Annotated in this window: 22 protein-coding genes and 1 pseudogene; 15 read left to right on the plus strand and 8 right to left on the minus strand. The window is 66.6% G+C overall.

Annotated elements, in window-relative coordinates; translation table 11 throughout:
* The first annotated feature begins 1,452 nt into the window (after positions 1–1,452).
* A complete protein-coding gene (locus F3J14_RS14155) occupies positions 1,453–1,773 on the plus strand; it encodes a DUF4148 domain-containing protein (RefSeq protein ID WP_166723516.1) in 321 nt (106 codons plus the stop codon).
* Positions 1,774–2,021: 248 nt separating this feature from the next.
* Here the strand turns inward: F3J14_RS14155 and gcvA are convergent, their stop codons facing one another.
* Entirely contained in the window at positions 2,022–2,924 is a 903-nt protein-coding gene (gcvA, locus tag F3J14_RS14160; RefSeq protein ID WP_166723517.1) for a transcriptional regulator GcvA, read from the minus strand.
* 140 nt (positions 2,925–3,064) lie between these two features.
* Here gcvA and F3J14_RS14165 point away from each other — a divergent pair, with 140 nt between their 5' ends.
* The 3 genes from F3J14_RS14165 (at position 3,065) to F3J14_RS14175 (ending at position 6,781) form a co-directional block, all read left to right on the plus strand.
* Positions 3,065–4,354: an adenylosuccinate synthase gene (locus F3J14_RS14165; RefSeq protein WP_166723518.1), complete on the plus strand. Its 1,290-nt coding sequence runs from the start codon at positions 3,065–3,067 to the stop codon at positions 4,352–4,354.
* Between the two features lie 236 nt (positions 4,355–4,590).
* A complete protein-coding gene (locus F3J14_RS14170; protein WP_166723519.1) occupies positions 4,591–5,532 on the plus strand; it encodes a LysR family transcriptional regulator in 942 nt (313 codons plus the stop codon).
* A 277-nt stretch (positions 5,533–5,809) separates the two neighbouring features.
* Positions 5,810–6,781, plus strand: a complete 972-nt coding sequence (locus tag F3J14_RS14175) for a sulfonate ABC transporter substrate-binding protein (protein ID WP_166723520.1) — start codon at positions 5,810–5,812, stop codon at positions 6,779–6,781.
* A gap of 99 nt (positions 6,782–6,880) precedes the next feature.
* Here F3J14_RS14175 and F3J14_RS14180 read toward each other — a convergent pair whose 3' ends face one another.
* From F3J14_RS14180 to F3J14_RS14190, 3 genes are all read right to left on the minus strand, one after another.
* Positions 6,881–7,594: a dienelactone hydrolase family protein gene (locus F3J14_RS14180; RefSeq protein ID WP_166723521.1), complete on the minus strand. Its 714-nt coding sequence runs from the start codon at positions 7,592–7,594 to the stop codon at positions 6,881–6,883.
* Between the two features lie 312 nt (positions 7,595–7,906).
* Positions 7,907–8,218 carry a DUF4148 domain-containing protein gene (locus F3J14_RS14185; RefSeq protein WP_011660879.1) on the minus strand — a complete coding sequence of 104 codons (312 nt, stop codon included), beginning with the start codon at positions 8,216–8,218 and terminating at the stop codon, positions 7,907–7,909.
* A gap of 390 nt (positions 8,219–8,608) precedes the next feature.
* Complete coding sequence (locus tag F3J14_RS14190; RefSeq protein ID WP_166723522.1) at positions 8,609–9,574, minus strand: GlxA family transcriptional regulator; 966 nt, start codon at positions 9,572–9,574, stop codon at positions 8,609–8,611.
* A gap of 224 nt (positions 9,575–9,798) precedes the next feature.
* On the opposite strand from F3J14_RS14190, the gene F3J14_RS14195 reads away from it, so the two are divergent.
* The 3 genes from F3J14_RS14195 to F3J14_RS14205 all read left to right on the plus strand — a co-directional run bounded on the left by F3J14_RS14195 (position 9,799) and on the right by F3J14_RS14205 (position 11,677).
* Entirely contained in the window at positions 9,799–10,440 is a 642-nt protein-coding gene (locus F3J14_RS14195; RefSeq protein WP_166723523.1) for an HD domain-containing protein, read from the plus strand.
* Between the two features lie 305 nt (positions 10,441–10,745).
* The gene (locus F3J14_RS14200) at positions 10,746–11,201 is read left to right on the plus strand and encodes an antitoxin Xre/MbcA/ParS toxin-binding domain-containing protein (RefSeq protein WP_006753033.1); all 456 of its coding nucleotides are present in this window, start codon (positions 10,746–10,748) and stop codon (positions 11,199–11,201) included.
* Positions 11,198–11,677, plus strand: a complete 480-nt coding sequence (locus tag F3J14_RS14205) for an RES family NAD+ phosphorylase (protein WP_166723524.1) — start codon at positions 11,198–11,200, stop codon at positions 11,675–11,677. Before F3J14_RS14200 ends, F3J14_RS14205 begins: the two co-directional genes overlap by 4 nt.
* 16 nt (positions 11,678–11,693) lie before the next feature.
* Here F3J14_RS14205 and F3J14_RS35680 read toward each other — a convergent pair.
* A pseudogene (locus F3J14_RS35680) lies at positions 11,694–11,813 on the minus strand (site-specific integrase); the annotation flags it as partial.
* 222 nt (positions 11,814–12,035) lie between these two features.
* Between F3J14_RS35680 and F3J14_RS14210 the strand changes: the two are divergent.
* Positions 12,036–12,713, plus strand: a complete 678-nt coding sequence (locus tag F3J14_RS14210) for a heavy metal response regulator transcription factor (RefSeq protein ID WP_166723525.1) — start codon at positions 12,036–12,038, stop codon at positions 12,711–12,713.
* Positions 12,710–14,191 carry a heavy metal sensor histidine kinase gene (locus F3J14_RS14215; protein WP_166723526.1) on the plus strand — a complete coding sequence of 494 codons (1,482 nt, stop codon included), beginning with the start codon at positions 12,710–12,712 and terminating at the stop codon, positions 14,189–14,191. The genes F3J14_RS14210 and F3J14_RS14215 overlap by 4 nt, the downstream gene beginning before the upstream one ends.
* On the opposite strand, the gene F3J14_RS14220 is transcribed toward F3J14_RS14215, so the two are convergent.
* Genes F3J14_RS14220 through F3J14_RS14230 form a run of 3 tightly spaced genes read right to left on the minus strand, consistent with a single transcriptional unit; the run spans position 14,172 to position 20,343 of the window.
* Positions 14,172–15,665, minus strand: coding sequence for an efflux transporter outer membrane subunit (locus tag F3J14_RS14220; RefSeq protein WP_166723527.1), 1,494 nt, complete (start codon positions 15,663–15,665; stop codon positions 14,172–14,174). The two genes, F3J14_RS14215 and F3J14_RS14220, sit on opposite strands and share 20 nt — an antisense overlap.
* Positions 15,666–15,695: 30 nt before the next feature.
* Positions 15,696–17,063 (minus strand): efflux RND transporter periplasmic adaptor subunit, encoded by a 1,368-nt coding sequence (locus F3J14_RS14225; RefSeq protein WP_166723528.1) that lies wholly within the window; start codon positions 17,061–17,063, stop codon positions 15,696–15,698.
* Between the two features lie 49 nt (positions 17,064–17,112).
* Positions 17,113–20,343, minus strand: a complete 3,231-nt coding sequence (locus tag F3J14_RS14230) for an efflux RND transporter permease subunit (protein WP_166723529.1) — start codon at positions 20,341–20,343, stop codon at positions 17,113–17,115.
* Between the two features lie 269 nt (positions 20,344–20,612).
* Between F3J14_RS14230 and F3J14_RS14235 the strand changes: the two genes are divergently transcribed.
* The 6 genes from F3J14_RS14235 to F3J14_RS14260 all read left to right on the plus strand — a co-directional run bounded on the left by F3J14_RS14235 (position 20,613) and on the right by F3J14_RS14260 (position 25,967).
* Positions 20,613–20,894: a DUF4148 domain-containing protein gene (locus F3J14_RS14235; protein ID WP_166723530.1), complete on the plus strand. Its 282-nt coding sequence runs from the start codon at positions 20,613–20,615 to the stop codon at positions 20,892–20,894.
* The gene (locus F3J14_RS14240; protein ID WP_166723531.1) at positions 20,891–21,160 is read left to right on the plus strand and encodes a hypothetical protein; all 270 of its coding nucleotides are present in this window, start codon (positions 20,891–20,893) and stop codon (positions 21,158–21,160) included. The genes F3J14_RS14235 and F3J14_RS14240 overlap by 4 nt, the downstream gene beginning before the upstream one ends.
* A gap of 441 nt (positions 21,161–21,601) precedes the next feature.
* Positions 21,602–23,590 (plus strand): gamma-glutamyltransferase family protein, encoded by a 1,989-nt coding sequence (locus F3J14_RS14245; RefSeq protein WP_166723532.1) that lies wholly within the window; start codon positions 21,602–21,604, stop codon positions 23,588–23,590.
* 94 nt (positions 23,591–23,684) lie between these two features.
* The gene (locus F3J14_RS14250; protein WP_166723533.1) at positions 23,685–24,107 is read left to right on the plus strand and encodes a hypothetical protein; all 423 of its coding nucleotides are present in this window, start codon (positions 23,685–23,687) and stop codon (positions 24,105–24,107) included.
* 246 nt (positions 24,108–24,353) lie between these two features.
* Positions 24,354–24,893 carry a hypothetical protein gene (locus F3J14_RS14255; protein WP_166723534.1) on the plus strand — a complete coding sequence of 180 codons (540 nt, stop codon included), beginning with the start codon at positions 24,354–24,356 and terminating at the stop codon, positions 24,891–24,893.
* A 297-nt stretch (positions 24,894–25,190) separates the two neighbouring features.
* Positions 25,191–25,967, plus strand: coding sequence for a hypothetical protein (locus F3J14_RS14260; RefSeq protein ID WP_166723535.1), 777 nt, complete (start codon positions 25,191–25,193; stop codon positions 25,965–25,967).
* Positions 25,968–26,104: the final 137 nt, after the last annotated feature.

Genomic DNA, 26,104 nt, shown 5'->3' on the forward strand with positions numbered 1-26,104 from the left:
TATTTGCCCTCATTCTGCAAGCCTCCCAGGCCCAACAAGGCCTTCCAAGAAGGTGAGTACCCACTCACAAACACTCAAACGTAGAAACTTATGGGAGGAAATCGTCGTTTGCGGGACATAGGTACCCGCGTATGGGACCAAAAATATCCGTCGCGGGCTGCCTTTCATCCGGGATTACCCTCAATGAGCGATTCCTGCGCCTCACTGGGGAACATCGCCAGCTTCCCTCCCGGCAGTGAGAAATCGCCGAAATCCAGTCGCAAGTGGATTTTTTGTCATCTGTGCCGGGGCTTCCGTGGATAAGTCTTCGGCTATCGCATGTCGATCGGTCCGACACTTTTCCAATCGCCGGCCTGTGTGCTGACGAAAGTGCCCGGCGTGTCTAAGGGCATTCGCTCTCATAGTTTTCTACCTTTGGGCCGTACCGGAATCGGTACTGTGTCTCGATCGGCGAGACAGCGACCGCGGGCGGCTCAATCCTCCGAACGTGAGGCGATCGCCATCAACGAAGCTCACCCTCATCGGATCCCGCGCTCGGATCCCGAATATCCTCACCGTCGGAAAATCTCGAGTCCTGTAAAAGCTCACCGACAAGGTCTTCCGCGGATTGGCAAACCGAGTGCGCGATGCCTCCGCGCGAGATGCGCCCAACCAACGGAAAAGCTGTGACGCAGACGCGCAGCGCAGGACGTACCGGTGTCCTCGTCGCACAGGCTCGAGACTCGTCGCGACGCCGGTGCGGTGACGAACCTTTCGCGTTCGCACCGCAAACGCATCGTGCGATACCTGCGCGCAATCGCGAACGAATGTCGATCGAAGCGTTCACCGCATGCGGCGATGACGTCTCGGTCCGCAAACGTCATCTCCCACAAGTGGTTACGAAGAGCGCCGAACAGGTAGCCATGCGTGCAGCGAGCGGTTACCCGATCGTTCGCTTTGGACCGTATGGACATGCAGGGATCGTGTCGGACTCGGCGCCGAACGAAGCGTGCCCGTTTATGGGATGAACCGCGTTCGCGCGACCGCGAATCACAACCAGGCACATGGGCCTGCAGTTCGGTAGGTGATCCCGTTCATGAAGCGACGCTCACGTTGCGCGCGCGGCAAATTCCACGGGTGAAACAGTCGGCCTCATACGCGTGCACGACATGCGGAAACGGATCTCGTCCTCATCGGCAACCGGCATCGTATCGACGGAATAATCCGGTTCGTCATATGGTTGCCGCGGTCATCGACGTCGCGTGGTCCTCGCGCCCGATGCATCGTTGTGGTGCCGGCGGCACGACCTATCCCATACGTGTATCCCCAACATTGTCCTCACGATGACGCCACATTTTTCGCAACGCGGTTATGATGCAAAGGCCCTGATCGCAACATGAAGACCGATCAGGGGCAGGGGCGGTATCTCGATGCATTTTCATTCCGTGACCAATCAGAAAAGAGAGCTCAGCGATGCGAATCCAGATCAGAAAACTCACGCTGGCTGCTACGGCAGCAGCGTTCCTCTTCGGCTCCGCAGCTCCGGTGTTCGCGCAGGCTGACGCCAGCAGCGCACCGGTCGCCCAGAATGCGAAGGCCGCGAAGCGTGAGGCGCGCAAGGCAGCACGGGCACAACGCAAAGCCGAACACAAGGCTGCGCGCGCGAAGAACACCGCCGAACTGAAGAAACTCGAAGACGCTGGTTACAAGCCGGCGGCCAACGATCCGAACTATCCGCAGAACCTGCAGAACGCCGAGAAGAAGGCGGGCGCAGCCGCTGGCGCCAGCCAGTAAGCGCCGTTCGCGACAAAGACCCCGGCTCGAGCCGGGGTTTGTCGTTTGTGCTGCACAAACACGCTGCGCGTCCTGGCAACGCATCCGTATCAATTGCTTCGATATCCTCTGTATTTTGGTAGAGCGAGTCGACATCCATCGAACCTTGTCGCTCTCCGTGAATGAGCGCGACGCCCGGCATGTTCATATACGGGTCGGCGCAACGGCGCTCGAAACCCGCACCTGCTGATCGCCCGCAGCCGGCATAGTCAGTGCCGCGCGTCCGCCGCCGCGTTCCCCGTCGTTTTCAGCCAGTCCTTGAATGCCCGCACCGCTTCGTCCTCCGCGCGCGCGGCCGCCACGTAGGTGAAATAACGCCACGGCGGCAGTGCCGGTTCGCTGAACGGTTGCACCAGCCGCCCTTCGGCAATGTCGTCCGCGACGAGCGCGATCGGTCCCATCGCGACGCCGAGGCCGTCGAGCGCGCCTTGCAGCGTCAGGTAGAAATGCTCGAGCGTGAGCGAGTGCCGCGGCACCAGATTCGCGTGCCCGGCCGCCGCGAGCCATTCAGGCCACATGCCGGGATAGGTCGCCGCATGCAGCAGCGTGAAGCCGGCGAGATCGGCCGGTGTACGCAACGGCCGGCCCTCGAGCAGCTTCGGCGCGCATACGGGCAACCGGACTTCGGACAGGAATTCCTCGGCGACGTACCCGTCGATTGCCTGCGGACCGCCGCGGACGATCAGGTCGACCTTGTCGCGCAACTTCTCGATCGGCTCGTTCGACGTCGACAGCCGCACCTCGATGGCCGGATGGGCAACCTGGAACGACGACAGCTTCGGCACGAGCCAGCGCAGCGAAAACGTCGCGGGCGCGCTGACGCGCAGCACGCGTTGCTGCCCCTGGCCGAAATGCTGCGCGGTGGCGAGCGCGATCCGGTCGAACGATGCGCCAACCTCGGCGAGGTACGCGCGACCGGCATCGGTCAGCTCGACCCGCCGGTTGTGCCGTTCGAACAGCGGCCGGCCGAGCCACGCTTCCAGCTGCTGGACATGCCGGCTGATCGCGCCATGTGTCACGCACAGCTCGTCGGCGGCAAGCGTGAAACTGCCGAGCCGGGCAGCGGCTTCGAACGCGCGCAGCGAATTCAAGGGAGGGAGTCGTCGGGCCATTCATCGTTTCGCGTGAATTTTATTCACGCGAATGCTCAGATTTAATCGTTTGATCGGGCGATCCTGCTCCGCCAATATGGCACACAAACGGCCGATGTGGCCGCAATACGTGTCTGGATTTCTCACATGGAGTATGGAGCATGCCGAACGTGGTGGTGGTGGGCGCCCAATGGGGTGACGAAGGCAAGGGGCGCGTCGTGGACTGGCTGGCGGCGCAGGCCGATCTCGTCGCCCGCTACAACGGCGGCCACAACGCGGGCCATACGCTGGTCGTCGGCGACAAGACGTACAAGCTCGCGCTGCTGCCGAGCGGGATCGTGCGCGGCAAGCGCGGCGTGATCGGCAACGGCGTGGCGCTCGATCCCGAGGCGCTGCTGGCCGAGATCGGGCGGATGGCCGAGCTTGGGCTGTCGGTGACGCCCGACAATCTGTCGATCGCCGAGAACGCCACGCTGGTCCTGCCGATTCACCGCGCGATCGACCAGGCGCAGGAGCGTCTGCGTCGCGAACCCATCGGCACCACGCTGCGCGGGATCGGGCCGGCCTATGAGGACAAGGTCGGGCGCCGCGGGTTGCGGGTCGCCGATCTGGCGGAACCGGGCCGGCTTGCCGACAAGCTCGACGTGCTGGTCGATTATCACAATGCATGGTTTCGCGGCCTGGGGCTCGAACCGTGCTCGCGCGACGCGATGCTGGCAACGCTGGTCGACATCGCACCGAAGATCCTGCCGTTCGTGCGTCCCGTGTGGGCCGACCTCAACGACGCGAACGACCGCGGCGAGCGCATCCTGTTCGAAGGCTCGCAAGCCGTGATGCTCGACATCGACTGGGGCACGTATCCGTTCGTGACGTCGTCGGGCACCGTTGCATCGGCCGCGGCGGCCGGCACGGGGCTCGGCGCGTCGAAACTCGGCCACGTGCTGGGCGTGACCAAGGCGTACGCGACGCGCGTCGGCGGCGGCCCGTTCCTCACCGAACTGACCAACGCCACCGGCGAAACGCTGCGCGCGCGCGGGCAGGAGTTCGGCGTCAACACCGGCCGGCCGCGCCGCTGCGGATGGCTCGATGCCGCGCAGTTGCGGCAGGCCGTCCGGATCTCGGGGATCGATTCGCTTGCGCTCACCAAGCTCGACGTGCTCGACGGCTTCGCGTCGATCGAGCTGTGCGTCGGCTACGAGCTCGATGGCGCACGCGTCGACCATCTGCCCGCGAGTCTCGACGCGCAGGCGCGTGCGATGCCCGTCTACGAAACGTTCGCCGGGTGGGACGGCACCGTGAAGGGCGTGCGCGAGCGTGCGGCGTTGCCGCGTGCCGCGCAGGATTTCATCGCGCGCGTCGAGGCGGTCGCGGGCGTGCCCGTGTCGATGATCACGACCGGCGCCGAGCGCGACGACACGATCGTGCTGAGCAACCCGTTCGAGCAGGCCTGAGCGCGACGCGGCACGTGCAATGCGTGCCCGGCAGGCCGCCGCCGTGCCACCTGCACCGATCCGATGCCGGTCGTCCTTCGACAGGGGTTGTCGCGTGAACGAGGCCCGCCGCAACGGTGCACGGCAAACTGGACACGCCTGCACCGCTGCGGTACTGTTCCGCACAATTCGCGCCAGACCGGACCGTGCCGGGGCAGGCGCCGCCGCGAAGCGATTTCAATCCCGGGGACCTGTCGATGGACACGTTACAGATGATGCGCATTTTCGTCCGGGTGGCGGAGGAGGGCAGCTTCACGAGCGCGGCCCAGCGCCTGGGCATCACCACCGCCTATGCGTCGCGTTCAGTCGCGCAACTCGAAACGCATCTGCGCACGCGCCTGCTCAACCGGAGCACGCGCCGCATCGCATTGACCGATGCCGGGCAGCGTTATCTCGACCGGTGCCAGCGCATCCTCGGCTATATCGACGAAGCGGAAGCGGAGGCGGCGGACGCGCAGGCGAAGCCGTCGGGACGCCTGCATGTGCATGCAACCACAAGTTTCGGCCAGGCCTACGTCGTGCCCGCGGTCGTGCGATACCGGCAGCGCTATCCGTCGGTGGCGGTCGAACTGACGCTGTCGCAGCACGTGCCCGACATCATCGACGAAGGTTACGACGTGTCGCTGCAGCTGAGCTCGGCGGAGCTGCCCGACTCGGGGCTGGTGTCGCAGCGGCTCGGCGATGTTCACAGCGTGCTGTGCGCGTCGCCCGCTTACCTGAAGGAGCGCGGCACGCCACGCACCGTGCGCGATCTCGAAGCGCATTCATGCCTGCAGATCGTCACGCCGATCTTTCCGCGCGACCGCTGGCATCTCGACGGCCCCGACGGTCGGGAGACATTCGAGCTGCCGCTGCCGGACTTCCAGGTGAACATCGCCGACGCGCTCGGCGCCGCGCTGCGCGCCGGCCTCGGGATCGGCTCATTGCCGATGTCGAGCGCGGTACCCGCCCTGGCGAGTGGCGCGCTGGTTCGCGTGTTGCCCGAGTACCGGCTGCAGAAGCTGACGGTCTACACGCTATACGCGTCGCGCCAGTACCTCGACGCGAAGATCCGGACGTTCGTCGATTTCCTGCGGGAATGCGTGCCCGAAATGCTGGCCGCCGACGAGGCCGCGCTGCGCGGTTCCTGCGCGTCCTGAGCGAAAGTGGGCGACGTGTGCCCGGTTCAATGACGCGGCACACGTTACGCAGTCCATGAATCGATATTGGTCGACATTGGTCCGCGCCAGATAATTCGCATACCGAAGTTGATGGCGAAGACGAACCGGCGCGACGTCTCCGATCGGTTGCATCGCGCGATGCACGCCTTTATGAAAGCACCTGCTTTCGATATCGGACTTCGTTGGTTCGATGCCAAGCGTCGAACCCCTAGAATCGATTCGACTCGCGCTCCCTTCCCATCGAACCCAGGACATCATGGCAGATCGACTATCCAGATCCCGCCGCCGGCTTATCCAGGCCGGTCTGGCGCTCGCGGCGGGCGCTGCCGCCCAGCCGCGCTTCGCGCTCGCTGCCGCGGCCGGCGCACGCACGTTACGCATCGGCTACCAGAAAGGGCCGCTCAGCCTGCTGAAGGCGAGAGGCACGCTGCAGGACAAGCTCGCGACGCTCGGTGTGAACGTGACATGGGCCGAGTTCCCGTCGGGGCCGCCGCAGCTCGAAGCGCTCAACGCGGGCTCGATCGACTTCGGCGATGTCGGCGAGGCGCCGCCGATTTTTGCGCTCGCGGCGGGTGCGCCGCTCGTCTACTACGCGCAGACGCCGGCAGGACCCTCGACCGAGGCAGTGATCGTCGCGAAGGATTCGCCGGTCAGGACCTTCGCGGATCTGCGCGGCAAGCGCATCGCGCTGGTGAAGGGATCCAACACCCACTTCCTGCTGGTCCGCTTGCTGCAGGCCGCGAAGCTCGACCATGCGGACGTCAAGCCGGTCTGGCTGTCTCCGTCCGATGCGCGCGCCGCGTTCGAGAACCGCTCGGTCGACGCGTGGATCATCTGGGATCCGTTTCTCGCCGTCGTCCAGCAGGCTTTGGGCGCGCGCATCGTCGCGGATGGCACGGGGCTCGTCGAGAACCGCAGTTACTACTTCGCGTCGCGCACTTATGCGCAGCGCAATGCCGACGTGCTGGGTGTGGTCGTGTCCGAGCTGACGACGGTCCAGCGATGGCTCGATGCGAATCGCGCGCAGGGTGCGGCCGAGTTCTCGAAACTGTGGGGCATTCCGGAGCCGGCCGTGGCGCTCGCGTTCCGCCGTGCGCGCTTCGGCGTCGAACCCGTGACGCGCGAGACGCTCGCGTACCAGCAGCACATCGCGGACGTGTTCTATCAGACGGGCATCCTGCCGAAACGCGTGGACGTCAGCCAGGCGGCGCCGCCCACGCTCGCGTGACGAATTCGCAGCCACAAACGACAACGCCACGGATGCAGGTCCGTGGCGTTTCGCTTTACGTGCGTCGCTGCACGGCAGCGGCCGGTGCCCGCTGCGGTATTACTGCTGCTTGCCCCAGAGCGTGCGCCCGAAGAACGTGAGCGTGCGATCCCACGCGATCTGCGACCACACAGGATCGAACTGCGTGCCGCCGATGCGGCCGGGGCCGACCGCCGTTTCGTTCGCGAACGCGTGATGTGCGAGATAGCGGTGGAATTCGATGCCGACCTTCGCATCGGTCAGCTTCTTCTCCAGCGCATCGACCTGGTCGATGGCGAAGAACGCATCCTGGGTACCCCAGTGACCCATCAGCGGCACCTTGATCTTCGACGGATCGAGGTAGTCGAGCGGAGGGAAGCCGTACCACGTGACGCCGGCATCCGCATCGGCGAACTGCAGCGACAGCAGCGTGAGTGCGCCGCCCATGCAGAAGCCGGTGACCGCCACGCGCGACGCGCGCGTCTTCAAATATTGCACTGCGCCCGGAATGTCCTGCGATGCGGCGTCGCCGAAATCGAGGCCGGTCATCAGGTGGTGCGCTTCTTCCTCTTCGACCGTCGACTTGCCGCGATACAGGTCGGGCACGAGCGCGAAGTAGCCGCAGCGCGCGAGGCGATCGGCGACGCCGCGGATCTGGTCGTTCAGGCCCCACCACTCCTGGATGACGACGACCGCGGGTGCACCTTCGGTCTTTTCCGGCGTCGCGAGGTAGCCCTGCAGTTCCTGGCCGTCCGGGCGACGAAACGTGATCATGGAACCGGATGTTTGAGACATGAAACCGCTCCTTTTCGAAAAATGCGATGAGTGCGGCATCGGGTCGGCCAGCGAGTGCGGTATGCCCGGTGACTCGAGGTATCGCTCGCGTTCGCTTCGGCCGGCGCCGACCACGCGGCCATTCTATGCGCAAACGCCGGCCGTCTGCGTGAACGGTGCGGGGCAGCGGCCGAGCCGTGCTCGCGCATCGATCGTGCGTCGTGGAGCGCGCGTGTCGGAGGCACCGAAAACGAAACACCCCGCCCCGATGAACGGGAGCGGGGTGTTGCGTCGGCAGCGCGCGTATCGAGGAACGCGCCGCGTGCGTCGGTCTTACTGACCGAAATAGACCGAGTCGCGAGCGGTTTGCTTGACCGCGATCGCGCGGCCGGTACGCACGCCGGCGGCGGCTTGTGCGCCGTAACCCGTTGCGTCGCTGTTCGTCACGCGCGCCTGCGCGGTTTGCAGCGCATTCGGATAGTGGGCGTCGGACGCTTCCGGCTTGTAACCGGCTTGCTCGAGCTGCACGAGTTCCGCGCGGACCTGGGCGCGCGTCAGTTCGCCCGACGGGTTCGACTGGGCGAATGCGCCAACGGATGCGGTAAGGGCGGTGGCAGCGGCGACTGCGTAGATGAACGACTTCATGGTGACCTCCGGGTTTCGTAGATTTCGCGCTTCGCTTGTTGCGTTCAGCGGTTGATTGCATCGTAGCGATCGCGATACCGGTCGGAAATAGGCGTTCCAGCGAATAATTATTGCAACTGGGTAAACGATTCGCGGGGAAAGCGGGATTTTGTCTGATGATTATTGGCGTGCCGGAGCGCATTCGCGGGGTGCGATTGGTGGTGCTGAACCCAGGAACCGGCGCGATCCGGGACAGAGGCGTATCGCAACCGCACGCCGGCCTCGGCCGATTGAAAGATCAATTAAATCGGATAACGAAGCATTGGTCGCGGGCAAGGCAATGCGTTCGCCCCATCGCTGTGCAATGCGGACCGGGCCCGCCTTCTCGCGCATCGATGTGTATCGCGTCACTCACGCCTCGACGACCGACTGTCGTTTCCGGTATTCGGCGGGCGTGATCCCGACGTGCCTGGCGAACGACCGTCTGAGCGTATCGACGTTCGCGAAGCCGCATTTCGCGGCGACCTGCTTGGGCGTGTCATGTCCGTTTTCGAGCAGTTGCCGAGCCGCGGAGATGCGGGTCGCTTCGACCCACGCGGCCGGTGTCATGCCGACCTCCGCGCGAAAGAGCCGCGCGAAGTGGCGCGGGCTCATGCCCGCATGCTTCGCGAGTGCCGCCACCGAGTGTTCGAGTTCAGGATGGCTGGCGATCCAGCGCTGGACTTCCTGCAGCACGGAGCGCCCGGCCGGCCGTGCCTCGCCGCTGCGGCTGAACTGGAGCTGCCCGCCCGGGCGCTTGAAGAACATGACCAGTTGCGCGGCGACGCGCCGCGCGATTTCCCGGCCGAGATCTTCCTCGACCAGCGCGAGCGCGAGATCGAGGCCGGCCGTGACGCCCGCTCCGGTGCGCAGCTTGCCGTCGCGTACGTACAGCGCGTCCGCTTCGACCGTGAGCGATGGATACGCATCGGCGAGCGCGTCGGCGGCGGCCCAGTGCGTCGTCAGGCGTCGTCCTTTCAGCAGGCCGGTCGCCGCGAGGATGAAGGCGCCGGTGCAGATCGAGCCATACCGCTTGCTTTGCACGGCGGCCGAGCGCAGCCATGCGAGAACGTCGGTTCGCAGCGCGACCTGGGCGGCACCCGGCGCACCGGCGACGAGCAGCGTGTCGAGGCGATCAGGAATGGCGGGAGCGATCCAGTCGGCCAGCAATTGCGCGCCCGATGACGTGCGGATCGGCCCGGACTCACTCGCGATGATCCGCAGCGTATAGAACGGCTTGCCGCATTCGGCGTTGGCCTGGGCGAATACGTCGAGCGGCGCGGAGACGTCGAGCAGTTGTACGCCCGGTACCGCGAAAATTCCCACGACCTTCGGCATGTTCGGTTGCGTGTTGTATCGATGTGTCGAACGTGACGCGTAGCAGTATAGACGCGCAATGCGAGGCGACGAGCGGCGCATCGGCGCACTTCGCGGGCGCGATTCGAGGGTTGCGGCGGCGATGGCCGTCGATCGAGCGAAATGGCAGGATTTGGCGTAATACGTCGATTGATGCCAAACCCGGGCCTCCGGAGAATGGTTGCTGTCTTCAATGGAGATCGATCATGACTATGAACGTCGCCGGCATCACCCTTCCCGATAGCCAACTCGCTCGCGAAATCACCGAACTCGTACGGGATACCGAGTCCGAGTTGCTGTTTCATCACTCCAGCCGCGTCTACTACTTCGGCGCGCTTGCGGGGCAGCACCGCGGGCTCCGCTACGATCCCGAGCTGCTCTATTGCGGCTGCATGTTTCATGACATGGGGCTCACGCATCGGCACAGCAGCGCGTGCGAACGATTCGAAGTGGACGGCGCCAATGCCGCCCGGGATTTCCTGAAGAGCAAGGGCATTTCGCAGCAGGACATCGACGTCGTATGGACTGCGATCGCGCTGCACACCACCCCCGGCATTCCGCGGCACATGCATCCGGTCGTCGCGCTCGTCACCGCGGGGGTCGAGATGGACGTGCTGGGCCTCGCGTATCCGGAGTACAGCGACGTCGAACGGGACGCCATCGTCCGAGCGCATCCGCGCACGCCGCATTTCAAGGAAGACATCATCCAGGCGTTCTACGACGGCATCCGGCACAAGCCGGACACGACGTTCGGCAACGTGAAGGCCGATGTGCTGGCCGACAAGGATCCGCATTTCCATGCAGGCAATTTCTGCAGCGTGATCCGATCGTCGGCATGGGCCGGCTGATCGGCGTCGGCACCGGGCAGGACGTCGGAGGAAGGACGCCCCGGGGCGTCGCGCGTCGTGCCTGCCGATCTTTATTCCTTAGAAAAGTTGTTACGTGACAACCACATGACGTCGGTACAGGCCTTCATTCCCGAATTTCACTGCCTCCGCTCCCGCGCGAACCGTCGATTGCGCGCCCGCGACCACGTGTAATGGGGCCGAAGCGGCGCGCCCGTGACGATGCGCAATCGAACCCGTGACGACAAGAATCTGCCCGCCCTCGGCAAAACGCCTATAATGTTTGGGCAAATTGCCGGAGAAGAATCATGAGCACGATCGCGTTTCACCCTTCGGGCGTCGCGCACCCGCGCCAGGCCGAATTCACGATACTCGAGCAACTGCTCGCGATTCGCGTCCGCTCGGGCGCCGATCTCGCCGAGCTGGCGAGCGCGCGCGTCGACGTCGCGGTGATCGATCGGCTGTCGGAGCGCGGCCTGAAGTCGGACGAACTCGCCTTCATCATCCCGCGGCGCACGTTGAGCCATCGCCGCCAGGCACACGAGCGCCTGTCGCCGGAGGAATCGGACAAGGCGATCCGGCTTGCGCGCATCGTCGCGCAGGCGACGGCCACGTTCGGCGATCAGGACAAGGCGATGGCGTGGCTGCGCAACGGGCTCCAGCGCTTCGGTGGCCGCACGTCGCTCGACATGTCGAGCACCGAGCACGGCGCGCGACTCGTCGAAGAGGCGCTCACGCAGATCGACGAGGGGTATTTCGCTTGACGACGCTGTGGCGGATCAGCAATTACGCCGATCTGAAAGGCATCGGCGGCTTGCGGGCCGGCGGGCGCTGGCATTTTGCCGGGCAGCCCGTCGTCTATCTCGCCGAGCATCCGGCGCTCGCGCTGCTCGAGACGCTCGTCCACTTCGAAATGGCCACCGTTGCGCAATTGCCGAGCGGATACCAGTTGCTGCGCGTCGAGGTGTCCGAATCGGTGGACGTTGCCGAGATCGCCGAAGGCGATGCGCCGGCCGACTGGCGGGAGAACGTCGACTGGACCCGCAGCGCCGGCACCGAGTGGCTGCACACGCAGCCGAGCGCACTGCTGCGCGTACCGAGCGTCGTCGTGCCGCACGCGCACAACTTCCTGTTGAACCCGCTGCACCCGGCCGCATCCGACATCCGCATTGCGGAAGTCATGCAGTCGCCGTACGACAGCCGGATTCTGCGTCTGGTCCAGTCGAACAAGAGCGAATAGGGTGCGTCGCGCACCGCGCACCGCGCACGGCAAGCAACAGGAACACGTCGTTCATTGCGCCGCCGCCGCGTGGTGCACGAAACGGCAGTGCCGATGCGGGTGCATCCGCCGAGATCGACCGCCATCCGCCGAGCGGCCGTTTACGCTGGAAGCGAACGTGCGGCTCATTGCTGCCAGGCCGCGGTATGGCAAATCCCCGCCGCATAGTCACGACGTGCGCAATGCCGCGACCGTCAACGCGCTGACCGGCTGATTACATTTTCGTCATCGAGCCGTGCCGCTGGTCGGCGAAGCCTTTCGCCCGCCGGTTTACCGGTAACATCGCCGCATATTCCAACCGAATGCGATGGAGCCGAGCATGCGCATCCTGATAGTCGAAGACGAACCGAAGACGGCCGCGTATCTGAAGAAAGGGCTCGAGGAATCCGGCTTCAGCATCGATCTCGCAAAGGACGGCGCGGAAGGGTTGATGCTCGCGCAGGAAGAGAACTACGACGTGATCGTGCTGGACGTGATGCTGCCCGTGCTCGACGGGTGGGGCGTGCTCAAGCGCCTGCGCGACACCCATACCACGCCCGTGCTGTTCCTGACCGCGCGCGACGATGTGCAGGATCGCGTGCACGGTCTCGAACTGGGCGCCGATGATTACCTCGTGAAGCCGTTCGCATTCGTCGAACTGCTCGCTCGCATCCGCACGCTTGCGCGCCGCGGGCCACCACGCGAGACCGAGCGCGTCGTGGTCGGCGACCTGGAAATCGACGTCGTGCGCCGCCGCGTGAAGCGCGGCACGGTGCGGATCGACCTGACGCCACGCGAGTTCTCGCTGCTGCAGTTGCTCGCGCGTCGGCAAGGCGAGGTGCTGAGCCGCACGCAGATCGCGTCGTATGTCTGGGACATGAACTTCGATAGCGACACCAACGTCGTCGAAGTCGCCATCCGGCGACTGCGCGCGAAGATCGACGATGCGTTTCCGGTCAAGCTGATCCATACGGTGCGCGGCGTAGGCTACGTGCTCGAACCGAAGGACGGTGCATGACGCTCGGTCGATCGCTTGGCGCGACGCTCGCGCTCGCGTTCGGGGCGACGATGCTCGCGGTCTTCGCGCTCGTCGGCACGTACGTGTATACCGGCCTCGAGCGGCAGGTGAGGACGCAGGACGATCTGGACATCGTGCTTGCCGCACGACACACGCGCCGGCTCGCGGGCGAACTCGATTCGCTCGACGCCGTGCGCGCGCACGCGGACCGGCTGACGAGCCAGGTGCTCGGGAACGCGGCACTCTCGATGGCCGTGATCGACGATCGGGGCAATGTGCTCGCGCGGCACAACGTCAGGCGCAACGAGCGCGAGGATCTGCCGACGGTTGCGTCGGGCACGGCGTCGCCCGCACCGCCTGCGTTGCCCGATGCCGAGCTGTTTCCGCGCGACGCGACGCCTGTGCCGGCGGCCGACCGGATCACGGTCGACCGGATCGCGACATGGCGCGCCGACGGCGGCACGCCCGTGCGCGGTGTCGTGGCCGGCGCGATGCTGCGCGACGGTACGCAGATCCGCATCGCGATCGCGCGCGACATGAGCGATCGCGCCGAACTGCTGGACGGCTATCGCGACAAGCTGAAGCTCGCCGGCGGGCTGGGCGCGCTGTGCGCGATGCTGCTCAGCTACTGGCTGATCCGCACGGCGCTCGCACCGCTGCGCGAGATCGTCGCGAACACCGGCCGGATCACCGTCGACAAGCTCGACGCGCGGCTCGACGCCGCGCGCGCGCCGCGCGAACTGCGCGCGCTCGTCGATGCGCAGAACGCGATGCTCGGCCGTCTGCAGCAAGCTTTCGGACATCTGTCGCAATTCAGCGCCGATCTCGCGCACGACCTGCGCACGCCGCTGAACAACATGCGCGGCGCGACCGAGGTGGCGCTTGCACGGCCGCGTTCGCCCGGCGAATACCAGGCGCTGCTCGAATCGAATCTCGAGGAATACGACCGTCTCGCGCGGATGATCGAGAACGTGCTGTTTCTCGCGCGCGCCGAACACCCGACCTTCGTGACGCGGCAGCGCGCATTTGACGTGCATGACGAGCTGACGCGCATCGCCGAATACTTCGAAGGGCTCGCCGATGAAGCGGGTTCGACGCTGCGCGTCGAAGGGCACGGCCAGCTGACTGCCGATGTCGAACTGTTTCGCCGCGCGGTCGGCAACCTGCTCGCGAATGCGCTGCGCTATACGCCTGCGGGCGGCGTCATCGCGCTGAGCGTCGACGAAACGGCGGACGCGGTACGCGTCGTCGTCGAGAATCCGGGCGAGCCGATCGATCCCGCGCTGCTGCCGCGCATCTTCGACCGATTCGTACGCGGCGACCCCGCGCGCAGCGGCGGCGTGCCGGGCGGCACGGCCGGGCTCGGGCTCGCGATCGTGCGCTCGGTGATGGAACTGCACGGCGGCAGCGCGCGCGTCGAAAGCGACGCGACGGGCACGCGATTCATCCTCATTTTCGTCAGGAACCCTGCGTCTTGATCGCCGTGCCCGACCCGGCGGCGGAAGCGGCGATATCCGCGCCCGCGTGCCAGCCGCCGCCCAGCGCCTTCAGCAATCCGACCGACGCTTCCATCCGGCGCGCGGCGATCTGGTCGGCCTGGCGCCGATTGGTCAGCGCGATCGTCTGCGCGGTCACTACGTCCAGATAGCTGACGGCGCCGGCATTGAAACGATTCGTCGTCAGCCGCAGCGACAGGTCGGCCGCGTCGGTCGCGCGCCGCTGACTGGCGGCTTCGGACGCGAGCGCATCGAGCGCGGACAGTTGATCCTCCACCTGCTGGAATGCGCCAAGCACGGTCTGCCGATAGTCGGCGACCTCGCCATCGTACTGCGCGTGCGCGCCGCGCAGCGTCGCGCTGCGCCGGCCGCCGTCGAACAGCGTGCCGACGAGTTGCGGGCCGAGCGACCAGAACAGGCTTGGCGCGGTCAGCCACGGCATGAAGAACCCGCTTTCGAGCCCCGCGCTCGCCGACAGCACGAGGTCGGGGAAGAACGCGGCGTGCGCTTCGCCGATCTGCGCGTTCGCGGCTGCGACGCGACGCTCGGCAGCCGCGATGTCAGGCCGTCGTTCGAGCAGTTGCGACGGCACGCCGGCCGGAATGGCCGGCACATCGAACGCTTGAACGCGCGGCGGCAAGGCGAACGTCGATGCGTTTTCGCCGACGAGCGTCGCGATCGCATGCTGGAGCTGCGCGCGCGACGCGTCGATGTCGGTATCCTGCGTGCGCGTCGCTTCCAGTTGCGTTTCGGCTTGTGCGACGGCGGACGCATCGATCGCGCCGGCCGCGAGCTGCTGTTGCAGCAGCTTCAGCGCATCCGCATAGGCCCGCACCGAGTCGTCGAGCAGCTGCTTTTGCGTGTCGAGCGAGCGCAGCGCGAAATAGTCGGTCGCGAGTTCGGCCGTGACCGACAGTTTTACAGCTTGCAGATCGGCGGCGCTCGCGTCCGCGTTCGCCTGCGCACCTGCCACTGCATCGCGCACGCGGCCGAACACGTCGGGTTCCCAGCTTGCAGTCACGCCGACCTGATGGTCGGGTGTCGTCTTGCCGGCGAGTGACGAACCCAGCTTGTTCTGCGATATGCGTGAACGGCTTTGCGCCACGCCCGCCGTCACTGTCGGCAGAAACCCCGCATGCTGGTAGTTGACCGTCGCGCGCGCTTGCTCGAGGTCGGCAACGGCTTTCTTCACGGTCTGATTCGACACGTCGACGCGCGCTTCGAGCGCGTTCAGATCCGCGTCGTGGAACACGGTCCACCACGCGCCGCGCGACGCGGCATCGGCCGGCGCCGCGACATGCCAGCCCGGTTGCGCGGCCGGTGCGCCCGCATAGTGCGTGGGCACCGCGACAGTCGGCGGCGAATAGGGCGGCAGCGTCGAGCAAGCGGCCAACGCGGTGACAACGCCGAGCGCGACGACGCGGCGGGCGAACGGGAGCGGGTGAGGAAGGCGCATGGCGGGAATCTCACAGGTAGGCATGGCGGGTCAGATGCGGGCGTTCGAGGCGGGCGCAGCGGGCGCGGAGGCGGGCAGGGACGTCGCCGCGCGTGGCGCTGACGGCACGCCACTTGCCGTGCCCGGTTGCGCTGTCGGCGAAGCTGCTGGCACCGCGCCGTGCTCGACCGACACGATCTTCACGGTTTCGCCGCTTGCGATCGAATCGCCCGGGTTGTCGATCACGCGATCGGTCGCGCCGAGCCCCGCGACGATCTCGACATGCGTGCCGAAATCGCGCCCGATCTGCACGGTCTTCAGCGCCGTGCGTCCATCCGCGCCGACCGTTGCAACCGTCACGCCGTTCGGCCGGTACAGCAGTGCACTGACCGGCAGCTCGAACGCGGGCGCCGCGCTCGGCACGAGCAGGTGCGCCTGTGCATACGCGCCGGGCAGCAACGCGCCATCGCGATTGTCGACGTCGATCTCGACGCGCAGCGTGCGCGTGACCGGGTCGATCGCGCCCGCGCTGCGGGCGACGTGCGCGGCGAAGCGCCGCCCCGGATACTGCTGCGTGGTCAGGTAGACGGCCGTGCCGGTGGAGACGCCGGTCGCGCTGTCCTGCGGCACGTCGACGAACACGCGCAGCGTGTCCGTCTGCTCCAGATGGAACAGTTCGCCAGACAGCCCGGGGCTGCCCGGCGTGCCGCCCGCCGTCACGAGCGTGCCGACGTCGACGTTGCGCGCGGTAATCACGCCGTCGAACGGCGCGCTCACCGATTCGAACGACACGAGCTCGTTCAGATGGGCGGTATTGGCCTGCGCGGATGAGAGCATCGCGCGCTTCGCGTTCATGTCGGCAACCTTCGTGTCGGTGTCCTGCTGCGACACCGATTGCGTCTTCAGCATGTCCTGCCAGCGCTGCGCGGTCGATTTCGCATAGTCGTAGTTCGCTTGCGCGGTCGCCGCGTCCGCGCGCGCCTGGCGCAGCTGCGCGTCGAGGTCGGGCGCCGTGATCTGCGCGAGCGTTTGCCCGGCCTTCACATGCGTGCCGATGTCCGCGCTCCAGTGTGCGATATAGCCGCTCGTGCGCGCGTAGATCGATGCTTCCGCATACGGCGTCACGGCACCCGGCAGCGTAAGCGTCTGGTCGGCCGGTGCGGCGCCGGGCTGGATCACGGTCACCGGCAGCGCCTGCTGCGCCGCCACCTGATGGCGCTGCGCGGCGCGCGCGTCGATGCGCGGCACGATGCCGATCGCGAGCAGCGCGGCGGCGACGGCAATCGCGGCAAGCGGGACGGCCAGCTTGCGGCCGCGCCAGGGCGGCGGCGTTTCTGGCGCTGCGCCGTGCGCGGCAGGCGGCATCGTTTCCGGTTCGGCAGCCGGCGGCGGGGTCAGAGGTTCGGTCGTGTCGTTCATGATGAGTTCGATGTCGGGCGAGTCGAAGGGAATCGGGATGCGTTAGCGATCAGCGCACCACCGGCATGTCCTGCGCGCGGCGGGCGGCGGCCGCTTCGCGGCGTCGGTCGAGCCACGCGTGGATGAAGCCGAACAGCACAGGTACGAACAGCAGTGTCGACAGCGTGCCGAACGCCAGCCCGCCGATCACGGCACGGCCAAGCGGGGCGTTCTGTTCGCCGCCGTCGCCGAGGCCGAGCGCCATCGGCAACATGCCGATCAGCATCGCGAGCGCGGTCATCACGACCGGACGGAAGCGGCTGAATCCGGCCTCGAGCGCGGCCTGCCACGGTGGTGTGCCGCTCGCGATCAGCTCGCGCGCCGCGTTGACGACGAGGATGCTGTTCGCGGTCGCGATGCCGATGCACAGGATCGTGCCGGTCAGCGCGGGCACCGACAGTGTGGTGCGCGTGACGAACAGCATCCACGCGATACCGGCGAGCGACGCGGGCAGGCCGCCAACGATCACGAGCGGGTCCAGCCACGACTGGAAGTTGACGACCATCAGCAAGTAGACGAGCGCGATCGCGATCGCGAGCCCGCCGAGCAGCCCGGCAAACGATTCGTGCATCGCCTGCACCTGACCGCGCAGCACGATCGACGAACCGGGCGGCAGTTGCGCGCGCGCATCGTCGACGAGCTTCGTCACGTCGGCCGTGACGCCACCCAGATCGCGTCCCTGCACCGACGCGAAGATGTCGAGCACGGGCTGCACGTTGTAATGCGACACCACGGCCTGCTGCGTCGCGCGTGAGAACGCGCCCAATGCGCCGAGCAGGTTCTGTGCGGGCGCGCCTGCGGCCGGACCGCCCACGGGCGTCTGCGGCGGGCGCGCGGCACCCGTCGGCAGCGGTATGTTCGCAAGCGCCTGCAGCGAATCGACGGAATACTGCGGTGCCTGCACGATCAACGGGTAGCTGACGCCGTTGCGCGGATCGAGCCAGAAGTTCGGCGTCGTCTGCGAACTGCCCGACAACGCGATCAGCAGGTTCTGCGCGACGTCGCGTTGTTCGAGGCCGGCCTGAATCGCCTTCGTGCGGTCCACGTCGACGTTGATTGCCGGCTCGTCGCCGGGCTGCTGGATGCGTGTATCGACGAGGCCGCGCACGCCGCGCAGCTTGGCAAGCAGCGCATTCGCCACCGCGCGGTTCTGGTCAAGCTTGTTGCCGACGATCTGGATGTCGACCGGCGCGGGCAGTCCGAAATTGAGAATCTGGCTGACGATGTCGGCCGGCAGGAAGGCGAACGTCACGCCCGGGAACGATTGGGCGAGCAGGTTGCGCAGCTTCGCGACATACGCTGCCGTAGGCGCGTGGTTCGGCTTCAGCGTGATGTTCACGTCCGCATCCTCGGTGCCGATCGGGTCGGACGAGTCGTACGTGAGGTTGATCCCGCTCACCGGCACGCCGATGTTGTCGAGCATGCCGGCCAGTTGGTTCGCCGGAATCACGGTGCGGATGCGCGCTTCCACTTCGTCGGTGAGGCGTGCGGTTTCCTCGATTCGTGTGCCGGTCGGGGCGCGCAGATGCAGACGGATCTCGCCCGTGTCGACCGACGGGAAGAAATCCTGGCCGGCGAATGCGAACAGGCCGGTCGATGCGGCGCACGCAAGCAGAAACGCGGCCGCGAAACGGCGGCGATTCGAGATCGCCGCCGACAGCAGCGCGCGATAGCGCAGCCGGACCGCCTCGAAGCGACGTTCGAACGCGGCCTGGAATCGTGCGATGCGCGCGAACACGCCACGCGGCGGGCGGCCTTGCCCCTTCGCGCGCATCAGGACCATGGCGAGCGTCGGCACCAGCGTGCGCGAGAAGAAATACGACGCGACCATCGCGAAGATCACCGCTTCGGCCAACGGCACGAACAGGTAGCGCGCGACGCCCGTGAGCATGAACATCGGCACGAACACGATGCAGATCGACAGCGTCGACACGAAGGTCGGCACGGCAATTTCGCCCGAGCCGGTCAGAATGGCGTCTTCCAGCGGCGCGCCGCGTTCGAGATGATGCGTGATGTTCTCGATCGCGACGGTCGCGTCGTCGACGAGTATCCCGACCGCGAGCGCGAGCCCACCGAGCGTCATGATGTTGATGGTCTGGCCGAGCGCGCCCAGCGCGAGCAGCGACGTGAGCACGGCCAGCGGAATCGATACGGCGATGATCAACGTCGCGCGCCAGCTGCCGAGGAACAACAGGATCATCAGCGCGGTCAGGCAGGCGGCGATCAGCGCTTCGCGCACGACGCCCTGGACCGCCGCCTTCACGAACACCGACTGATCGCCGAGCGCGGAGATGTGCAGCGCTTTCGGCAAGCCGGCCGCGATCTTCGGCAGCATCGCCTTGACCTGGTCGATGATCGTCAGTGTCGACGCGCTGCCGGTCTTCTCGACGGTCAGCAGCGCCGCGCGCTTGCCGTCGACGCGCACGATGTTGGTCTGCGGGGCGTAGCCGTCGCGAACGTGCGCGACGTCGTGCACATAGACCACATTGCCGTCGATCGTCTTGACGGGCAGGTTGTTCAGCGCGGCGACCGTCTGTGTGCTGCCGTTCATCTGCACGTTGTACTCGCGCGTGCCGATCTTCGCGGTGCCGCCCGGCAGGATCAGGTTCTGTGCGTTGATCGCGTTCACCACGTCGATGGGCGCGAGCCCCTTCGCCTGCAGCGCGCGCGTGTCGAGATCGACGACGATCTGGCGAATCTTGCCGCCGAACGGCAGCGGCACCGCCGCGCCCTGCACGGTCGCGAGCTGCGTGCGGATGAAGCTGTTGCCGAGGTCGTACAGTTGCTGTTCGGCAAGCGTGTTGCTCGACAGTCCGAGCTGCAGGATCGGCACCGTCGACGCGTTGTACGTGATGATGTTCGGCGGCAGCGTGCCGGGCGGCAGGATCCGCAGGATCGACGCGGAATTGCTCGCGGCTTCCGCGATCGCGCGATTGATGTCCGCACCGGGGTGGAAGAAGATCTTCACGACCGACACCCCGTTCAGCGACTGCGATTCGATGTGCTCGATGTCGTCGACGTCCGACGTCAGCGCGCGCTCGTAGTTGGACGTGATTCGCTTGGCCATGTCCTCGGCGGAAAAGCCGTTGTATGACCAGACGATGCTGACGACCGGAATGTCGATGTTCGGGAAGATGTCGGTCGGCATGCGCAGGATCGCGAGCGGTCCCGCGATGAAGATCAGCAATGCGAGTACGACGAAGGTATAGGGCCTGCGCAACGCCAGCCGGACGATCCACATGATTTTGTTCCTCGATGCAGGGCATGGGTGCCGCATTCGATGCGGTGAGCTTGCAGTCTGCTGGCGCAGCGTTGACCCGACGCTGACCTGAACATTACGAAACTGTTATCCGTGCGTGGGCGACGGATTTCAAAATTGTCATCTGCCGGTCAGCGTGGGGTGCGGGCCGATCGCCAGAATGGACGTGTCAGGCGGCGAATCGCGATTGCGGTCACGCCGGCGGCGCATCGACGATGCGTCTTCATTGAACCGTTCTCGGGAGTTTCATCATGAATCGCAAACTGATCGCAGCCGCACTGCTCGCCGTCGTCGTCGGAACACCGGTAGCCGCCTTCGCACAAACCTCGTCGTCCGGCGTGACCCGTGCCGAGGTGATCGCCGATCTCGTTCAGGCAGAACGCGACGGCATCGTGCCCACTTCGAACTCCGACTATCCGCCGAGCGCGGCGACGGTCGCACGCAACCGCGAGCTCTACGCGATCGCGCACGGTGAACAGCGCACCGCGATGGCCGCCACGGCAACGACCGTATCGACCGCGAGTGCGCAATGAAGCGGGGGAACGTGACAAAGCTCCGTTCCCGGATGGTGGTCGCCGCGCTGCTCGCGGCGACGGCCATGCCGGCCTTTGCGCGCGGGCAGCCGGAATTGCCGAGCGACGACGGCGGCCGTGCGAGTGTGCTGCGCGAGCTCAATCCGACGCGGGTGTCGGATGACGCGCGGTCGCGCACGGCATCCGCCGCCTCGAATGGCGGCGGTAACGCACCCAGGACTGCCGCGACCTGGCGGGTCCGAGCCTCGTCGAGCCCGCAGGGGTGATCCGGGGTGCTGGCTCGAGATCCTTTTCACGCATGTACGTCGAAGGCGGCGCGACAGTGAACCCAGACTGTGTCACCCTGTCGCGCATCGTCTGTCACGCAGACGATCGGGGCGTTCGCGTTGCCAGTTTCGCCCACCTTGTCTGAAGTCCCGATAACGAATCGGTACGGACAGCCATGCATGTGGAGCCCGAATGCCGGCCCGGATGATGGTGTCAAAAAGGTGTCGTGCGGATTGGCACGGGAGACCGGCGGCGTAACCGCCGGCACCGTCAAGCAAGCCCGTGCTTGCTGCGCCGCCGATGCGCCGGTCACATCGCATCAATTCCTTATTGCGGAAAAAAATCCGGTCATGGGACTATCGATCGCGTTGTCCGCCCGCCGAGGGGGGGCGCCGTCAGCGTGACGAACGCGCAACGAACTACGAGAATCCCGAGAGACCATGAACAGAACCGCGCTTTTCCCGTACGCGTCCGCGTTGGTCGCCGCCGTCCTGATGACGGCGTGCGGCAGTGACGAAATCGAAAACAACGCGGGTGCCACGTCGCCGCCCGCATCCGACACGAGTTGCCTCGCGATCGACAGCAGCGGCTCGACGGTCGTCGTGGGCTCGAACCAGCCCGGCGATCCGTCGCTGCCGGAAGCCTCGTCGGGCTACCGCACCGGCATGAAGCCCGTCTACGCGAAGCGGTACCTCGTGGCCACCTCGAACGCGTATGCAAGCGCGGCCGGTTGCGCGGTGCTGAAGCGGGGCGGCACGGCCGCCGATGCGGCGGTCGCCGTGCAGGCCGTGCTCGGCCTGACGGTGCCCGAGGCGACCGGCCTCGGCTCCGGCGGCGTGCTGCTCTACTACGATGCGCGCGGCAAGACGCTGCAGGCGTACGACGGACGGGAAACGGCGCCGGCGGCGGCGACGGAGAACTACCTGCGCTATGTCGACGACCAGAACGACCGGTCGGCGCCGCAACCGAACGCGCGTGCAAGCGGCCGTTCGATCGGCACGATCGGCGTACCGAGGCTCATCGAGGCGTTGCAGCAGGATCATGGCAAGCTGCCGTGGCAGGGGCTGTTCGGCGACGCGATCACGCTCGCGACCAACGGCTTCCCGATCGGCGGCCGGCTGGCCGATGCGATCGCGTTGAACGCCGTGAACCTGAAGCGCGATCCCGAGGCCGCCGCGTATTTCCTGAAGGCGGACGGCACGCCGAAAACGCTCGGCACCGTGCTGAAGAACCCGGCTTACGCGCATACGCTGACGCTGATGGCGCAGTCCGGTGCGAATGCGCTGTACACGGGGCAGATCGCGCAGGACATCGTCGCGAAGATCGCGACGACACAGGGCGCCGACGGCTCGACGATCACGCCGGGCAAGACGACCGTCGCCGATTTGGCCGCGTACCAGGCGAAGCGTCGCGACCCCGTGTGCACGACCTATCGCAGCTACTGGGTATGCGGGATGCCGCCGCCGTCGTCGGGCGGTATCGCGGTCGCGTCGGCGCTCGGCATTCTCGAGAACTTCGACCTGAAGCCGCTGAAGCCGACGGCGATCGATCTCGAAGGCGGCAAGCCGACCGTCGCCGGCGTGCACCTGATCACCGAAGCCGAGCGGCTCGCGTATGCCGATCGCGACAAGTACGTGGCCGATACCGATTTCGTGCCGCTGCCGGGCGGCACGTGGGACACGCTGCTGAACAAGCCGTACCTGAAGTCGCGTGCCGCATTGATCGACACGAGCCGCAGCATGGGCACCGCGCAGCCCGGTAATTTCGGCGCAGTGCCGCTCGGCGTCGACACGACGCTGATCGAACACGGCACGAACCAGTTCACGATCGTCGACGGTGACGGCAGCGTGCTGAGCGCGACGACGACCGTCGAGTCGAGCATGGGCTCGTTCCACATGACCAACGGCTTCCTGCTGAACAACCAGCTGACCGATTTCTCGGCGAACCCGCTCGACAGTAACGGCAATCCGGTGGCGAACCGCGTGCAGCCGGGTAAGCGGCCGCGCAGCTCGATGGCGCCGACGATCGTGTTCGGCACCGCCACGGACGGCTCGCGCGGCGATTTCGTGATGGCTACCGGTTCGCCGGGCGGCGGCACGATTCCGCAATATGTGGTGAAGACGCTCGTCGGCGCGCTCGACTGGGGGCTCGATGCGCAGCAGTCCGCGGGTCTCGTCGACTTCGGCGCGAGCAACAGCCCGACGACGAACATCGGCGGCGAGCATCCGAACATCAATGCGTCGAACAACGGCGCGAACGATCCGCTGATCGCGGGCCTCGTCGCGCTCGGGCACAAGGTGTCGACGTCGGCGCAGGCGAGCGGTGTCAACACCGTGATGCGCGTGACGGTCGGACAGTCGCCCGCACTGCAGGGCGGTACCGATCCGCGTCGCGAAGGCGTCGTGCTCGGCGACACGTTCAGGCCGTAAGCCGGCGGTAGCGGAGAATGGCGTGCGGCTCCCGTCTGCCGGTCGCGGCGGATACGGGGCTGCGCGTCGCCGATGCCGAACTTGAAAGCGGCGCATGGCGGCAACGATCGATGAACAGAACGGCCACGCATCGTGGCAAGGGGCCGCCGTGACGAACGCGCATCTGCTCGAAATGGACGCCATCCTGTCGGCCCCGGGGTTTTTCGATTTCCTCGGCGACATCGATTGCGATCGCGCGCTGGCCAGCCGCGACGCGGAGCCGTTCGACGCGCGCTGGATGACGGCGTTCGACGAAGTCGACGGCGAACCGGGTGCCGCGCTCGACAAGCGGGCGGTGGATGCGCTCAGGGAAAAGGCGTTCAGGCTGGCGTTCCGGGCCTCGGGGAATGCCGACATCGCGGCGTGCGTGTCCGACGATATCGAGCTGATCGCGCGAAGCCGTTCGTCGGGCCGCACCGACGGCTGGCCGACCGAGATCCTTTGGGATGCCTACAGGAACGGCCGCTTTCCCTGCTAGCCGGCGCGTTGTGCCCGGCGCACCGATGCATGCCATCGGACGACGCCAATCACGGGCCGGTCGCGGTGATTGTCAAACAGTGTGAGTCAATCGTCAGCATTTGCAACGGAAGTAACAGTCCCCGCAATTCGACGGTTTTGGGCGTTGGCGCCGCTACATTAGCTCCACCTGCCGCACGTCGCGGTGAGGCATGCGACCAGCCGCAGAACGCGGCCCGCAGCAACAACGTCTTTGGGGAGAATGACCATGAACAAGATTCGCACGATTCTGCTTGGCGCCGCGCTGACGGCAATCGCATCGGCGGCTTTCGCACAAACGGCCCAGACGGGCGCTGAGGGTTCCGCCGGCGTCGGCGCACAAGTCCAGACGCCGCTGCTCGGTGGCGGCGTGGGCGTGCAGGCAGGTGCGGGCGCGAACGCCGCGGGCTCGGGTTCGGGCGCAGGCAACGTCGTTGGCGGCGCGCTGAACGGCGTCGGCAAGACGGTCGGTAGCGTCGGCTCGGCGGCCGGCAACACGGTTGGCGGCGCGACGCAGGCAGTCGGCTCGGCCGCCGGCTCGGCGAAGGATGCGGCGGTATCGGCCACGCACGCGACGAAGTCGCACGTGAAGCACGTCGCGAACTCGGCGAAGAGCCATGCGCAAGGCGCGGTGTCGACGGCGGGCGATGTCGCCGGCGGCGCGAAGGCGAAGGCCGGCGAAGCGCTTGAGGGCGCGACGAACTCGGTGCAAGGCGGCGCATCGGTCGGCGTGAAGGGTTCGGCGTCGGCGCAAGGCGGCGCGCTGTAAGCGACCCGCTTCCCGCGCAGGCCCGGCCCGCTTCGATGCGGGCCGGGCTTTTTTTATTGATGCGCCGCGCATCGTGATCGGAAGTGTGCGCCGCGGACCGAAACAGGCGCTCCGTATACGCTCTGCCCATTGCCTGCACGCCATGCTTAAATAGCGGGGCTCCCGGCTGCCGGGCCTCCCGCGTGGCGGCACCGGCCCAGGCAAGCATGTCCGATCGGCATCGTGACGACAGACGACACCAAAGTGCCGCGCCGGCCCGCCCGGCGTGGTCCGATAACATTCCGAGGCATCACGATCATGACCATCCTGTTCCGTCTGCTCGCGCTCGCTTGCGTGCTGTGGCTCGCGGCGTGCGCGTCACCGCCTCCGCCATCCGCGAGCACCGCGGCGCCGGCCGCACCGACCACCCAGGAAGCCGGTGAACGCCGCGGGCTCGGCACCGCGTGGGGCGAGTCGGTCCGTTCCGAAACTCGCAAGGTCGATTTCGAACGCGCGGACCCGGCGACGCCGACGGATCTCGCGTCGGTCTACTACAACGACGCGCTACCCGGGCATCCGCCCGCGTCGCAGATTCGCCGGTTGCCGACGCGCGTCGTGCTCGCGAACGGCGACATCGCGCTGTCGTTTACGGACGAAACAGGTGCGCCGCTGCGCCTTGCGCGCAGCAACGGCCGCTGGCACATGGCGGGCGTCGAAGGTGCGCGCTACAGGATCGTGCTGCGCAACCAGGGGCGCCGTACGTTCGAGATCGTGTCGACGGTCGACGGGCTCGACGTGCTGTCCGGGCGGCCGGGCAGCTACACGAACGGCGGCTACGTGCTGTATCCGGGCCGCACGCTGACGATCGAGGGCTTCCGCAAGAGTCGCGATGAAGTCGCCGCATTCCGCTTCGCGTCGGTGCCCGACAGCTATGTCGCGAATTCGAAGTACGGCGAGACGGCGAACGTCGGTGTGATCGGCGTCGCATTGTTCGCGCAGAAGGAAAGCGACGAGGAAGCGCTGCGTCGCAACGCGAATCCGTTCCCGGGCAACGACAACGGCTTTGCACCGCCGCCCGTGCCGCGCGGCGAGTGACGCGGCGCGACGAACTCGCCGTCGTCAGGTTGCCGGGCCGTGCGCCTGCGCGGCGCCCGCTTTCAGGTACCATCCCGACCCGCTGGCGACGGGCGGCCGTGCCCGGCGTTCGATATCGTACGATGCCGGTCGACATC

This window comes from Burkholderia sp. Tr-862, from assembly GCF_011753085.1.
Taxonomy (GTDB): Bacteria; Pseudomonadota; Gammaproteobacteria; order Burkholderiales; family Burkholderiaceae; genus Burkholderia; species Burkholderia ambifaria.